Here is a 14,592-nt window from a genome sequence, read left to right on the forward strand (position 1 = left end):
GGAGATCGTTAGGTAGTCGTCATTACATCTTCATGTCATCCATCTTCAGCGTCCCCTTTTTTGCCGGAGGCTGCTGCGTGGCCGGCGCTCCATGGCCCTCATGTCCTCCTGAAGGTTGCTGAGTTCCAGCAGGTGTCTGTCCTTGTGTCGCCGGTTTAGCACTTCCACCGGTATGTTTGCTGTGATCCTGGCCGCCGCCACCTTTCAGCTGCGATTCGGAATCGATCAGGTAGCCACCGGATACCGCCACTTTCTCTCCTGCTTTCAGCCCCGAAAGAATCTGGACTTTGTCATCGGTCTTTTGACCTACCTGAACATCGCGCGGCTCGAACATGCCTGGCTGTCCCTCAACCCAGACCACCTGACGCTTGCCGGTATCGATGACCGCCGTTACCGGCACCACAATCGACGTGCCGAGCGGCACCTTGATGATGGCGTTGACAAACATGTCCGGTTTCAGGCGCATTCCGGGGTTGTCCATCTCCACCCTGGCCTTGACGGTCCGGGTCTTGGGATCAAGGAAGGGGTAGATGTAAGCTATTTTTCCGCTGAACGGTTTGCCGGGGAATGACTGGGAGCGAATCTCCACCTGCTGCCCGATGTGGATGTTGGGGAATTCGTTCTCGTAAACTTCCACTTCAACCCATACCTTGGAAAGATCGGCGATGTTGAACAGTACCTCTCCGGTGTTGACGTATTGCCCCTGCTGCATCATTTTCTCGATCACCACTCCTGAGAGCGGGGTATAGATGGGGAGTTTGATATTCGGCTTGCCTGCCTTTTCCAGTTCGGCAATCTGGCTCTCCTTCACCCCGAAGAGCATCAGCCGCTGTTTTGCCGACGCTACCAACCCCTCGCCGTTCTGGGAGATAGCCGCCACCGGCGAGTTCTTCAACTGGTCGCGGCTCTTGACTGCCAGCAGGTATTCCTGCTGGGTAGCGACCAGGTCGGGGGAATAGACTTCGGCCACTGGTTTGTCTTTGCTGACGATATCGCCGACCTTGTTCACATGCAGCTGATCGATACGCCCGGCGATCCAAGCAGTCACCTTGGCCTGACGCGCCTGGTCGAACTGAACAATGCCGACAGCATTGATCTCTTTGTTCAGAGCTGTCTGTTTTACTGCAACCGTTGCTACATTTGCCATAACCCTTTGCGTCGGCGAAAGTGACACATGACCGAGCATATCGGCCTGCTGTTTCTGTTCAGCAGTCATCTCGCCACCGGCAGCACCTTCGATCTTCTTGATCAGTTCCATGCCGCAGATCGGGCAGGTACCCGGCTTGTCTTTAATGATGAAAGGGTGCATGGAGCAGGTGTAGAGCTGCTTACCCTGGGCTGCCTTCTGTTCTGTTGCCGGAGCGGCTTGTTTCTTCTGCCACAGATACCAGCCACCACCTGCCATAGATGCCAGGATGATAATTGCCAGGGGGATTGCGATTTTTTTGTTCAGGGCCATGGTGTCGTACCTCGTATATGGTGAATTTAGTGATGTTTTGAATGTTCATCCGCCGGAGTTTGTGGAGGTGTTGCCGGCTCTGCAGGGGCAACTGCCTGAGGCGCCGTCGGAGGCTGTGCCGCTACCGGTGGTGCAGTTGCCACGGTAATGTCACCCCCCACCGCCGCCTCAAGCTGAGCCAGCTTCATCATGTACTCGGCTTGGGATTCGTACAGTTCCCGCTCGTAGTTAAACAGGTTCATCCGGCCGTCCAGCAGGGTCAGGAAGTCCACCTTGCTCACCCGGTAGCTGATGACCGCTGACTCAAGGGATTGCTCGGCCTGGGGGATGATCCCCCCTTTGTACAGTTCGACCAGGCGCCAACGCCGATCCATCTGGGCCAGGGTGTCGTTGATGGTATAGGAGATGGTGTTCCTGAGCGCATTCAGCTCTTCCGTCGCCATGCTGGTTTCAGACGTTGACTCGGCCACCATGGCCCGGCGCTTTTCCTGCTGGAACGGCAGGTTGAAGGTAACACCGACGGTGAACATGTTGTAGCCGGGGTCTTTCACCATGTCGTTATCGACCTTTTCACGGAACATGTATTCAAAGGAAAGGTTGAAATCAGGCCAGTACTCTTTTTCGGCCAGGCGATGTCCGGCCTGCCCCTTGCTGACCAGTTCGGAAAGGCTCTTCATCTGGGGGCGTTTTTCTTCGGCCAGATATTTTAACTGTTCGGCGGATTGGGTGATCTTTGGCAGGGAGAAATCGGCAATGGGGCCTACCGGCGTATTCCCCGGACGATACAGGAGGTAGTTGAGGTTGGCCTCCAGGCTCTTGCGCTGCTGTTTCAGGGTGATCTGCATGTCGAGCATCTTGGATTTTTCCAGCCCGGCCTTATAGATATCCTGCTGCACCCCCTGGCCGACCGAATATTTCGACTCGGCAATGGTCACGAAGTCGCCGAGCAATTGCAGGTTTTTAGCCACGATCTCCAGCGACTTGTCTGTTGCCCAAATCTGGTAGTAGGTCTCCTTTACCATGCGGGCCAGTTCAAGCTTGCGCTCCTCGATGGACCAGCGGTAGGACTCGGCCTCGTGCTTCGCCATTTCCTGTCGGATATCCCGTTTCCCCCAGAAAGGGAGCTGCTGAGAGATGCCGATCACCTTGGCGGTCTGAGGGTCGCTGCCACCGAAAGAGAACGGCTCACGCGCCACCAGATTCTGCAGCTTCAACATGAACATCGGGTCTTCCAGGCTTGCCGCTTGTTTGGCCTTGTTGGCAAACATCTGCCAGCGGGACTGGGAGGATTTCACTTCCGGATTGCCGGCAAGAGCGGCATCAATGAGTTGCGGCAGGTTTTCGGGCGGCAGTTTTATCTCCTCCGCCCACGTCACGACTGGAAAGAGGAATATGAGCAGCAGTAAAGCAAGTGAGCGCAGATATTTCATGGGAACTCCTGATTCGTAAATTGACGATATCATTAGGATTACACACTGCATGCCAATTGTTATCTAGCTGATTTAATGGGTTATTTACTGCGAGAAGGGTCAGCTGCCAGAAGAATATCCCCCAAGAGTGGTGAATATTCTACAAATAATCCCCCTAGCAATTCAGTGTGGCATGGCACTTTATTTCTGTTCGGCGTTTACTTAAGATTACTTAAGCTATTTGCCAGCCGAATGCCCCGGAACGGTAATTCCATATTTCTCAAGCCGGTAGATGAGCGTATGCCGGGGAATTCTGAGAAAACGCGCTGCCGCCGTCTGATTCCATGCATTGCGCTCCAGCGCCTGGACAACAACTTCCCGTTCAAGTTCTTCAAGCGGATACCCATCATCTGGGAGCTTTATCACGGCGTGCCCGATCGGGGCAGCTTCCCGGAATTTTTCCGGCAGCTCGTCACGGCTGATTTCATCTCCGTTCCGCATTATCAACAGCCGTTCGATGGTGTTTTCCAACTCCCGCACGTTGCCCGGCCACGGGTACATGACCAGGGTTTCGAGCGTATCTTTTGCAAAAGTGACCTTTTCGCTCCCATGCTTGCCGCAGAAATATCGGATCAGCAGCGGAATATCCTTGCGCCGCTCCCGCAGAGGCGGCAGATGGACCGGGATGACCGACAGGCGGTAGTAGAGATCCTCACGAAAAGTGCCGCCGGCAATGGCCTTGTCGATGTCCAGGTTGGTGGCAGCGACGATCCGGACATCCACCTTCTGGACTTTGGTCCCGCCGACCGGTTCCACCTCTTTTTCCTGCAGCGCCCTGAGCAGCTTGGGCTGCAGTTCCAGTGGGAGCTCACCCACCTCATCCAGGAACAGGGTGCCGCCATCCGCCAATTGGAATTTGCCGGTCTTGTCCTTGATTGCACCGGTGAAGGCCCCCTTGAGATGGCCGAACAGCTCACTTTCCAGCAAGTCACGGGGGATGGCGGCACAGTTAATGGCTACAAACGGTGCTTCCCGGCGGGAACTGTTGGCGTGGATGGAGCGAGCCACCAGTTCCTTGCCGGTGCCGGACTCACCAGTGATCAGAATCGATGCCTCGGTGTCTGCCACCTTGCTAATTACCGCAAAGACCTTTTCCATCTCCCTGGATTGCCCCACAATGGTGCGGAAGTCGGCCTTGTCCGACAATTCGCTCTTCAGACGTTTATTCTCTGCAGCCAGCCCGTTGAACTGGAGCGCTTTTTTGACCGTCAGTTTGAGGGCGTCCCGGTTGAACGGCTTGGTGATATAGTCGTAGGCGCCGGCCTTCATCGCTTCAACCGCAACATCGACCGTGCCGAAGGCGGTAATGATGATGACCAGCGTCTCCGGGGAACGTTCCTTGATGGACTTGAGCACCATCAGTCCGTCCATGCCAGGCATGTTCATGTCGGTAATAACCAGATCGGGGCGGGACTGGCCGAACCAGTACAGACCTTCCTCGCCTGACGAGGCGGCCTGCACTGCATACCCTTCTTCCTGGAGATTGTATTCCAGCACCCGCCGCAGCGAGTTGTCGTCATCGATGACCAGTATTTTCTGCTGCATGATTATTCTCCCGTCTGCTGCGGCAGCCTGACGAAAACGGTCGTTCCGCGACCGGTTTCGCTTTCAACCAGCAAGGTGCCGCCATGGCTCTCGATAATCTTTTTTGTAATCGCCAGACCTAAACCGGTACCGTCCGGCTTGGTGGTGAAAAAGGGCTCAAAAATGCGTTTCCGGGTCTCCTCGTCCATTCCCGGGCCGGTATCGCGGAACTGGATCTCGCACAAGCCGTCCTGATATGTTTTCGTGGCGATGATCACGCTGCCGCCGGGCTTGGTGGCCTGCATAGCATTGATGATGATATTGAGAAATGCCTGGCGGAGCTTTTCGCCATCGGCCCTGATTATTACCGGAACAGGTGGCGGTTGCATGACGAGCTTGATGTTTCGCTCCCTGGCATCGTTCGATACCAGGGTCACGATTGTTTCCAGCTCCTCCTGCACCGGGCATGGCTTCATATCGGCCGGTTGCGGCCGCGCCATGTGCAGGAAATCTTCCACCACCCGGTTCAGGCGCTCAGTCTCCTTGATCTGGATCTCGATAAATTCGTGCTTGGGGTCGCCTGGCCTGTAGTCGTCCTTCAGGATCTCGGCGGTTCCCCGGATGGAACCGAGCGGATTGCGGATTTCGTGGGCCAGTACCGCTGCCATTTCGCCCAGGGTCGACAGTTTCTCGGCCCGGCGCAACTGTTCTTCGATGGTGATGATCCGCTCCGACTGGTGCTGCAGCTTCTGGTACGACTCCTCCAATCCACGGGCGGTTTTCTGGAGTTCCACCGTTCGTTCCCGCTCCCGTTGGGAGAGCAGACCCGTAACACTACCAACAACGTTGTACATCAGTATCTCAAGATACTTCTCCATCTCCATGGTCAGGTGACCACCCCACTGGAAAAGAAGATGGGGTGCATAGGCAATGCTGACGATGACCGCGCACAATAACCCGCCCCGGAAGCCGAACCAGAGGGCCGCCAGAATGATCGGCAGGTAATAGAGCCGCTGGAATATGTCGTGCAGGTAAGGAAGATGGAGCGGGGTCAGATAGTGGAGTAGACTGATTGCCACAATGAAAAAAAAGAGGATGATTGGCCGAAGAATCGATGACTTTTCCATGTGGCGGGTTTTCTCCAGGAAGCGATGCCTTAGATTTGCATGAGTATTGTTTACCACGCAGCTACAACAATGCAACTAACTGTTTGATATCACGAATTATCTGTATGGGTAATTTCGAACTGACCGGATTACAGGACAAGTATCATCATGGGCACCATCATGAGCAGCATGAACCCGGCTCCCCACCATCCCCACTTACCACCGCCGAAATGATGGGAGAAAAAGCCATGTTCACCATGCTCATTGACGGCATTCATGACACTGGCGTTCACTTCGTACTGGATCAGCTCAGACTGATTCCGGCGATCCGCGATCTTGACCAACACCCTGTAGTCACCCGGTTTCTCGAACTTCCAGGAATCGACATATTCGTTATCGAGCAGATCGATCTGGCGTTTGGCCAACGGTTGCTCAGCACCTTGCTCATAGAGCTCCAGCGTTACCTCTCTATCGGTAAGGCGGATTCCGTCCTTGCTCAGCGAGAGTGAGAGCTGGACATTGGCATTCGGTTCGATCTTGTCAGGGGTTAACTTTACAGTCGCCTTGAGCCCTTGCTGGGTAAAGCTCTGCTCAAAAGCAAATGCGACGGAGGGAAGAGACAGGAACAAGAGAAACAGAATCAGTTTTTTCATGATTGGTACTCCTTGGCTTATAGTATTCAGACAGACGACGTTAGGATTTCGATAGCTCCGGCAGGGTCGCCGGGCTGCAAGAGTTCAACCTTGCCATTTACCGGTATGGGTCGGGCCAATGTATCCTGTACCGGACAGTGTTTCTCCACGAGCCTTGCAAGCTGGCTGATGCTTTCCGGTGACGCCGATGAGACGATACGGGTCGTGAAACTGATTGATGAGAAGCCGGCAGGAACCTCCGCCAGCCCCAAAAATCCATGGAGATCGATATTCCCCTTGGCATGGACTTGAATCCTCTGGATATCTATCCCCAGCACCGCTGCAAAGGCACGATAGACGATTTCCTGGCATCCTCCCAACGCGGCCAGCAAAAGTTCCACCGGATTGGGTGCGGTATCGTTGCCACCAAGATCACGCGGTTCGTCAATGTGGACGGTAAAGCCGCGTATCTCGGAGCGGACAGTAAAACCCGGATTGTCTGAATATGTTGAGGCACGAAAAACGGAATTGGCGAGTTTGGGATTTGCCTTGACCGTGGAGATGAGATGTTCCACTGAGGTTTTAATGGTGTCGGTCATTTCATCTCCTTAATGCACCGAGCAACTGGTGCACGGGTCAAATGAATGTATGATCCTAAGCAGCTCAATCGGCTGGTTCATGTCTTCCACACAGGTGCCTACCAAGGCCTGTTCAATCGGCCCCGGAACACCGTTGTCGTCACGGGGGGAAGCATTCCAGCAGGTGGGAGTGATTATCTGGTAACGGGAAATAAGCCCGCCGGTAGAACATTGCATCCAATGCCCAAGTGAGCCCCGTGGCGCTTCGGTCAGTCCGACTCCGCTCCCGGATGGAGGGAGCGCGATATCGGTGTAGGAAGCAACATCGGGAACCAGAGCATGTACCCACTGCGGAAGGCGTTCCGCCAGCAGTTTCGTTTCCTCCGCCCTGGCCAAGATCCGGTCCATGGCGGAACAGCCACCCCGGTAGTAGCCGTTGACCGTCATTCTGGCCAGGGGTCCTGTCTCGTACGGTTTGCCGCGGTGCCGCGGTGCCTTTAACCATGAGTAGCCGGGAGATCTTCCATAAGCCGGAATCGTTTCGCCGTGAATGGGATGAAGTCCGCTAGGGCTTGAGTAGTATGCGTACCGCACGAATTCCCGGATGTCCTGCAGGCTGAGCGATTCCCTCTCCATGTCAGTGAGTAATCCCTGGCGGAATACTGACTCGCCACGCGGTAAATCGAATGCAGAAAAGCAGAGTAGATTCCCGTTTCCTTTTCCGATCTTGAAGTAATCGGCATAGACCTGTGAAAGGAGATGCGCGTCAGGATAGTACCTGTTGAATACAAAATCTGTGATCGCCGGAAGATAACCCTTGATAGCATGAATCTGTTCATGCGACGGCGCCTGGGTCACCCCTCCCGGAACGACGCTCATGACATGCGGCATGCGTCCGGCCAGGATTGCCACCACTTCCTGTGCCTGGCGCCGGATTTTCAGCGCTTCGACGTAGTTGTTCACCAGCTTTTCGGTCTGGTCCGCACCGAACCGCAGGTCACGGTTGTATGCAGGCCGCAGCGGAGCGATATCCGGGGGGGAAATGTAGTCGGGCAGGTTCAGGTGATAGAAGTGCAGGATGTGGTCGGAGATGAAGTAAGCACCCTGGATAATGGCGCGAATCAACAGGGCCTGGTCGCCAGGAATGAACCCGGCCATCTGTTCCGCCGCTTTGGTGGCGGTTATGGCATGAGAAATGGGACAAACGCCGCATATTCTTTGCGTAATATGCACCGCGTCCCACGGTTTCCTTCCCTTGAGGATGTTCTCGAAATCCCGGTAGAGGTTTCCGGTCATGTAGGACTTTTTCACCCTCCCGTCATCGTCGAGATCCACTTTTATCTTGAGATGCCCCTCTATCCTCGTCACGGGATCAATCGTGATAATGCTGCCCATTGAAATTCTCCTATGAGTTCAGTGTTGGTGTTCAACCGAAGGTTCCGGCGTTGGGGCAGTGTTCACTGGAACAGGGTCAGCACTCACCGGAGCAGTCGTGCCGGTATAGCAGGCGCACCCCTCGTTGGAGGGACAGTCCGCGCACGCCGCGGCATTCGCGCAGTCGAGACATTTCTCGGTGTTGTCGCAGGCGGTGCAGACGGTGCAATTGGAGCAGTCTACACAATCCGCACAATCCCCGAGGTTGGCGCATTCGGAACAATCAACGCATTTGCTGCACATTTCGCAGGTAACGCAGCAGGGCATCAGTTCCTCAAGTTTCCCGTAGAATGGGGTGCTCGGGAAGTTCGGGGAGGAGCAGCCTATGCAGAGACTGTTGGTCTTGTCGATGCACCAGTTGACGCCGTTGTTCCATTTGAGGTTTGGACAGGTGAAGCTGGTGTGAGGACCTTTACAGCCTACGTGTTCGTAACAGCCGAAGACGCCGATCTGCTGTACCATGGGAGTCGTGAGCCTTGGGCATATGTGGTGAACCGAGGTCCCATAATACTCAGTCGGTCTGCTCCATGCGTCCAGCGGCGGTACCCCGGAAGTCAGGAGTCGGACGAGGGTCCCCACAAGGACGATCGGATTGACCGGGCAGGCTGGCAGGTTGATCACCGGGTTTTTTGTACTGCCCTGAAGCACCTCGGCAAGTCTCCGCACCCCGGTGTACTCTGATGGCTTCACGACTCCGCCGAATGATGCACAGGTACCGACCGCCACCACATATTTCGCCTTGCATCCCAGCTCCATAACGGCATCGAGCATCGTCCAGGGTTCTCCATCCCTCTCGCCGATGATCGAATACCGCCCATCAATGCTGGTGGGAATGCCTCCTTCGACGCAAAGGATGAACTCTCCGGCACCGGCTTCGGCAGCCCCGGTAAGCGTGGTGACGGCCAGCTCTCCAGCAGCGGTCATCAGGTTGGGGTGATACTTGAGGCTGATAGTATTTAAGAGAATATCGTCTATTGCCGGCGCCGCCGAGTTTAGCAGCGAGATGCTGCACCCGGTGCAGACCGCCCCTTGAAGCCAGATTACGGGCGGAGCGGAGCCGCTGGCAAAAACCTCACGAAGTCTGAAGAGGTCAACTCCGGTAAGCCCCAGTGAAGCGGCAGCGGTTGCCAGTTTGAGGAATGTTCGACGGGAAATCTGCATATTTCATCTCCGCGGGTTGTATCTGTTGTAAACTACGAGCCGCCTTGCCCTGTCAGGGTGGATCTGTTGAGTGTCCGGAAGATGGAATTTACCGATTCTTCCATTTTCTGCTCCAGCAGATAACGTTGATTGTTGCCAGCGGCAAGTTGCGCTCCTCCAGCTTCTTCCTTCTCCAATTCTTCTTCAATGACCGGTCTGCCGCTGGCAATCTGTTCATAGTGGACATGGGGGCCAGTCGAACGGCCACTGTTGCCCGAAAATGCCAGAACGGTTCCCGTCTCGACCATTTCACCCGGAGTGACTCTGACCATGGAGTTGTGCCCATAGAGAGTACGGTCGCCATTGTTGTGCTCGACAATGACGGTGGCACCGTGACCACTTCTCTCCCCGGCAAACAGTATCCGCCCTGGCCTGGTAGCCCGAACCGGCGTACCGACCGGCACCGCGATATCGATACCGCGATGAAAGAATAGTTTGCCGCTGCCAAAGGGGTCAATTCGCCAGCCCACACCGGAAGTTACGACACCGTTCTCAACCGGCAGGCCATCGTCTGCCAGGGCCATTGCCGGAATGGTCAACAGGGCGATTATCATGGTGATAAGGAGTTTCATGTCAGCCTATCGTCAGTTACTGATCTTGAAAAAGTACCGTGCTCAGATAGCGCTCACCGGTATCCGGGAGAACGACGACGATCATTTTTCCCTTGTTTTCAGGCCGGCGAGCGATCTCCAAGGCAACGAAAGCGGCAGCTCCGGACGATATACCCACAAGAACCCCTTCTTCCCTGGCAATTCGCCTGGCAGTTTTCAGGGCATCGTCATTGCTTACGGTAACGATCTCGTCAATAATCTCCCTATTCAGCACATCGGGCACGAAACCGGCGCCGATCCCCTGAATTTTGTGGGGGCCTGCCTGCCCACCCGAGAGTACCGGTGAATCGACCGGCTCGACGGCAATCACCTGCAGGGCAGGTTTGCGCTTCTTGAGCACTTCGCCGACCCCTGTTATGGTTCCGCCAGTACCGACCCCTGCCACAAGGATGTCAATCTTCCCATCCGTATCTTTCCAGATTTCTTCGGCAGTGGTGAAACGATGAATGTGGGGATTTGCCGGGTTCTTGAACTGTTGAGGAATGAATGAGTTCGGCATCTCGGCAGCCAACTCCTCGGCTTTTCTTATGGCGCCTTTCATTCCTTCTGCGCCCGGAGTCAGGACCAGTTCGGCCCCATACGCCAAGAGGATTGTCCGGCGCTCGATGCTCATGGTTTCCGGCATGGTGAGGATCAAACGGTACCCCTTGGCGGCACAGACATAAGCCAGGGCGATGCCGGTATTGCCGCTCGTCGGCTCAATGATCACCGTATTCTTGGAGATGCGTCCACTGGCTTCTGCATCCCGGATCATTGAAAAACCTATCCGGTCCTTGACGCTGCCACCGGGGTTAAACGATTCCAGTTTGGCCACCAGGGTCACGTCCAGACCAGAAGCGAGTCGGGAAAGTCTCAACAATGGGGTTTTCCCGATCAGATCCGTAATATTGTCGTGTATCAATGACATAATCTCTCCTTAGTTTTTGTGATTATTTCGAAATCTCCAGGGCTTTCATCTGCATGGACATCCCCGCTTTCATGGCAGTCAGGTTTGCTTCGTACGCCCTGGTCGCCGCTATCATATCTGCCATCTCTTCGACAACATTCACGTTCGGATAGGCCACATAGCCCTGCGGATTTGCATCGGGATGGACGGGGTCATACTGCAGCCGGGGAGAAGATCGATCTTCGATGATGTCGACAACTTCAACCCCGGCATTCATTTCCTTCTCCGCTTTATCGAGCACGGTGGCAAAAACCGCATCCTTGCGCTTGTATGGCCCGCCTTCCGCTGTCCGAGTTGAGTTGGCGTTGGCAAGATTCGACGAAATGAGGTTCATCCGCGTCCGCTCCGCGGTCAGGGCCGAAGCGCTTATTTCCATGGCATCCATTAATGACTCCTTCCGTCAATGTAATCTGTTTTACCGCAAGACATACGTTTTTCCGTTCTCATTATTGAACAGGGTCAGCAACATGTCTCCAAAATTACAGGGGTTGCACACGGTTTCGGAAACTTCATACACCGTGGGGTCTAATATCAGTTTCATAATATCGTTCGGCGTATCACCGATAATTAAAACCATGTTAAGCGCCGGATATAGTACTCGAATACCGTTACTGAGCTCCTCCCCTGAAATATTCGGCAAGTCGAAACGAATTACCATGGTGTTGTAAAAACACGATGTCAATCGCTCCAGCGCCGAAAACATGTTTGGCACACACTCAGCCTTGACGTCGAAATGGCCGAACAATCTTTCAATCATCTCCGTGATATCCGGATTTTTATCGACAACCAAAATGCCAAGGTCTCTCATATGATCCACCAAGGGATACCTCAGGCCTGCCCAAGGACCATGCCGTCCCGCAGGTTGATGGTCCGGTCCGAATAGGCGCCGTTCTCCGGGTTGTGGGTCACCATGACCACGGTCTGGCCGGCAGCGTTCAGTTCGCGGAACAGGGCCATCACCTCTTCGCTGGTCTTGGAGTCCAAGTTGCCGGTCGGTTCGTCAGCCAGGAGGATATGCGGATTGTTGACGATGGCCCGGGCGATAGCCACCCGTTCCTGCTCGCCGCCGGAAAGCTGGTTGGGGAGCCGATCCAGCTTGGCGCCAAGACCAACCCTCTCCAGGGCGGTGCGGGCGGCACTCTTCTTGTCATTCGTGCTCATCTTGGTGATGGCCAAGGGGAGCATCACGTTCTCTATGGCGGTCAGATACTGGATCAGGTGGAATGACTGGAAAACGAATCCCAGGTTCTGAGCCCGAAAATCGGCCAGTTTCTCCCCCGGCAACTGGTAGAGCTTGACCCCGGCCATCTCGACCTCGCCGGAGCTGGGGTGATTCATCCCCCCCAGCACCGAGAGCAGAGTGCTCTTGCCGGAACCGGACTGCCCCATGATGGTGATGAATTCACCCGCTTCGATGGTGATGTCCACACCCCGCAGCGCTTCGACCGTATCTTCGCCGCTGGTGTACTGTTTCTTGACGTTCCTGATTTCGATGAGTGCCATGATTTCCTCGCAGTTACAGAGCCCGCAGGGCTTCCGTCGGGTCCATTTTCGATGCGTGCAGTGCCGGATAAAGACTGGCCACCAGCCCCAGGGTTAATGCCAGGCCGATGGAGCCGAAGGCCACGGTAGTATCCCAGACCAGATGGGCGTTCTTACTCTCCGCCATGAACGGCAAGGCCAGCTTGGCACCACCCATCCCGGCCGCATAGCCGAGGAAGCCGGCCAGCAGGCTGACTAACGCCGCCTCGAACAGGATGATCCGCATGATGTGGGCTTTGCGGAAACCGATGGCCCGGAATACGCCTATCTCAGTGGTCCGTTCGTTGACGCTTCCCATCATGGTAACGAAGACGATCAGAGAGCCGATGAAGACGACAACCCCGGCCATGGCGTAAGAGAAGCGCTTGAACTGGTCCAGGGCCTTGAGCCGCCCTTCAACCACCTGCTGGATGGCCGACACCTTGGCGTCAGGAAGTTTCTCGGCGATCTGGGTCACCATGTCGCTGATGGGGCAGCCGGAACAGAGCGCCGCCACTTCGGCCAGGGTGATTTTTCCTTCCTTGCCCAGCAGCTTTTGGGCCTTAGGCAGCGAGGCGAACACGAGTGAATCGTCTTGTGAGCCGGTCTGATCCAGCACTCCGGCCACGGTGAACGACTCACCCTTGATGGTCAGCTTGTCGCCGGGATTGACGTTCAGCACCTTGGCGGCATCGGTGCCGAGCAGCAGGTCCTGATCGGACTTCGGCTCACTGCCGAAGACCTTCCACCACTGCTTCATCTTCAGCTCACTCTCGAAGTGGACCCCCACCAGCAGGACATCGTGATTATTGACTGTGATCCCCCCCAGCACCTTGGGGCTGACAGCGGAGACGTTCTTGCTGTTCTTGATGGTCTTGATCTTGGCCAGGTCGCTTTCCAGGATCTCCCGCTGGTCAAAGGTTACGCCCCCGAGGCTGATACCGCCGTAGTTCATGGCCAGGCCGTTACTCTGGGGGGTGATCAGGATGTTGGCACCGAACTCGTCCATCTTCCGCTCGATGTCGCTGGACATGGAGCGGGTCAGGGTAACGAGGGTGACAATGGTGGCGATCCCCACCATCAGGCCGATGGTCAGAAACGCCATCTTGGCCTTGCGGCGCTTCAGATTGTTAATGGATATGGTGTGCAGTTTCATTGCCGCCGGTCCTCTCGATTGAATTAGAAGTAGCGTGCGCCAGTTTTCAGGTCATCCACCCGGATCGAGATGGTGGTGCCCTTTACCTGGCTCGGCAGGTAGCCGGGGTTGCAGCCACCGGTGGCGTTCGGCCCGAGCCGGCCAATGGCGAATTTCTGGTTACAGTTCCTGCAGTTCATCTTGTCTCCCTGCTGTTCATACCCTTTTCTGGATTTGAAACAGGAGTCGCAAGCGTCGAAAGCGGTCTTAAAGGTGCCGTCGGCTGCCTTGACGGCAAAGAACGTGATCTCCTTGCCACCGTCGTCATAGCGATAGAAGTGCGCCTTGCCATCGGCCAAGGCGGCAACAGGGATCGTTGCCGAGTTCCCGTTGATCTTCAACTTTTCATACTTGCCGAACGAAAAGGCGAATACAGTGACGACACTAACCAATAGTACCCCAATGAATGTTGTTACCCAGACCAGCCGATGAGAATTCTTTTGTGCCATTTTTGATCTCCTTTGTTAGTTCCTATTTTATGAATTGCCGCCACATCCGCCCTTTTTTGTGCCACACCCACCACAGCCGCCAGATGTCGCGGCCTTCTTGCCAATGTCCCTGCCCGTAATCTGCTTGAACCGGTCAGGCGTAATCACCTCGGCAACCATGCTGTAATAGCCTGTTTCTTTAACCTTTTCTGCCAACTTTTCCGGCTGGATCTCTTTGGCCTCATAGCCTACGATGACCCAGCCGTTCTCCACATCCACTTCGGTAACCGCAACTCCCTTTACGGATTCCAGTGCCTTGCTGATCTTGCTGGCGCAGCTGCCGCAGGTCATACCCGTGGTCCGCAGGACGGCAACTGAATCAACAGTCGCACCAATACTGACGCGGAAGGCGAGGACGATCAAAAGCGTGGCGGCAGCAAGGACAAGAAGAACGGTGGATAATCTCTTGGTGTTCATGGGTAACCTCCA

General features: G+C 55.3%; 16 protein-coding genes. All 16 read right to left on the bottom strand.

The annotated features are described in order from the left end of the window. Positions 1–22: 22 nt before the first annotated feature. The 16 genes from KI811_RS15815 to KI811_RS15890 all read right to left on the bottom strand — a co-directional run bounded on the left by KI811_RS15815 (position 23) and on the right by KI811_RS15890 (position 14,580). Entirely contained in the window at positions 23–1,459 is a 1,437-nt protein-coding gene (locus KI811_RS15815) for an efflux RND transporter periplasmic adaptor subunit (protein WP_214187443.1), read from the bottom strand. A gap of 26 nt (positions 1,460–1,485) precedes the next feature. Next, positions 1,486–2,889 carry a TolC family protein gene (locus KI811_RS15820; protein WP_214187444.1) on the bottom strand — a complete coding sequence of 468 codons (1,404 nt, stop codon included), beginning with the start codon at positions 2,887–2,889 and terminating at the stop codon, positions 1,486–1,488. A 216-nt stretch (positions 2,890–3,105) separates the two neighbouring features. Then, positions 3,106–4,473, bottom strand: a complete 1,368-nt coding sequence (locus KI811_RS15825; protein WP_214187445.1) for a sigma-54-dependent transcriptional regulator — start codon at positions 4,471–4,473, stop codon at positions 3,106–3,108. A gap of 2 nt (positions 4,474–4,475) precedes the next feature. After that, positions 4,476–5,579, bottom strand: coding sequence for an ATP-binding protein (locus KI811_RS15830; RefSeq protein ID WP_214187446.1), 1,104 nt, complete (start codon positions 5,577–5,579; stop codon positions 4,476–4,478). 128 nt (positions 5,580–5,707) lie between these two features. After that, a complete protein-coding gene (locus KI811_RS15835; protein WP_246551816.1) occupies positions 5,708–6,211 on the bottom strand; it encodes a hypothetical protein in 504 nt (167 codons plus the stop codon). Positions 6,212–6,237: 26 nt separating this feature from the next. Further along, positions 6,238–6,789: an OsmC family protein gene (locus tag KI811_RS15840; protein ID WP_214187447.1), complete on the bottom strand. Its 552-nt coding sequence runs from the start codon at positions 6,787–6,789 to the stop codon at positions 6,238–6,240. A gap of 9 nt (positions 6,790–6,798) precedes the next feature. Then, positions 6,799–8,163, bottom strand: a complete 1,365-nt coding sequence (locus KI811_RS15845; RefSeq protein ID WP_214187448.1) for a nickel-dependent hydrogenase large subunit — start codon at positions 8,161–8,163, stop codon at positions 6,799–6,801. Positions 8,164–8,181: 18 nt separating this feature from the next. Then, positions 8,182–9,363: a hydrogenase small subunit gene (locus KI811_RS15850; RefSeq protein ID WP_214187449.1), complete on the bottom strand. Its 1,182-nt coding sequence runs from the start codon at positions 9,361–9,363 to the stop codon at positions 8,182–8,184. Between the two features lie 32 nt (positions 9,364–9,395). Then, entirely contained in the window at positions 9,396–9,974 is a 579-nt protein-coding gene (locus KI811_RS15855) for a M23 family metallopeptidase (RefSeq protein WP_214187450.1), read from the bottom strand. A gap of 16 nt (positions 9,975–9,990) precedes the next feature. After that, entirely contained in the window at positions 9,991–10,920 is a 930-nt protein-coding gene (gene cysK, locus KI811_RS15860) for a cysteine synthase A (RefSeq protein WP_214187451.1), read from the bottom strand. 22 nt (positions 10,921–10,942) lie between these two features. Next, a complete protein-coding gene (gene flgC / locus KI811_RS15865; RefSeq protein ID WP_214187452.1) occupies positions 10,943–11,344 on the bottom strand; it encodes a flagellar basal body rod protein FlgC in 402 nt (133 codons plus the stop codon). A gap of 30 nt (positions 11,345–11,374) precedes the next feature. Continuing rightward, a complete protein-coding gene (locus KI811_RS15870; protein ID WP_214187453.1) occupies positions 11,375–11,767 on the bottom strand; it encodes a DNA-binding transcriptional response regulator in 393 nt (130 codons plus the stop codon). A 20-nt stretch (positions 11,768–11,787) separates the two neighbouring features. Further along, positions 11,788–12,462 (bottom strand): ABC transporter ATP-binding protein, encoded by a 675-nt coding sequence (locus KI811_RS15875; protein ID WP_214187454.1) that lies wholly within the window; start codon positions 12,460–12,462, stop codon positions 11,788–11,790. Between the two features lie 13 nt (positions 12,463–12,475). After that, positions 12,476–13,636, bottom strand: coding sequence for an ABC transporter permease (locus tag KI811_RS15880; protein ID WP_214187455.1), 1,161 nt, complete (start codon positions 13,634–13,636; stop codon positions 12,476–12,478). Positions 13,637–13,659: 23 nt separating this feature from the next. Further along, positions 13,660–14,124 carry a DUF2318 domain-containing protein gene (locus KI811_RS15885; protein WP_214187456.1) on the bottom strand — a complete coding sequence of 155 codons (465 nt, stop codon included), beginning with the start codon at positions 14,122–14,124 and terminating at the stop codon, positions 13,660–13,662. A 27-nt stretch (positions 14,125–14,151) separates the two neighbouring features. Continuing rightward, on the bottom strand, positions 14,152–14,580 hold the full coding sequence (locus KI811_RS15890) for a heavy-metal-associated domain-containing protein (protein WP_214187457.1): 429 nt from the start codon (positions 14,578–14,580) through the stop codon (positions 14,152–14,154). Between the last annotated feature and the right edge of the window lie 12 nt (positions 14,581–14,592).

Origin of the sequence: Geobacter hydrogenophilus (genome assembly GCF_018501225.1) — a bacterium.
Taxonomy (GTDB): domain Bacteria; phylum Desulfobacterota; class Desulfuromonadia; order Geobacterales; family Geobacteraceae; genus Geobacter; species Geobacter hydrogenophilus.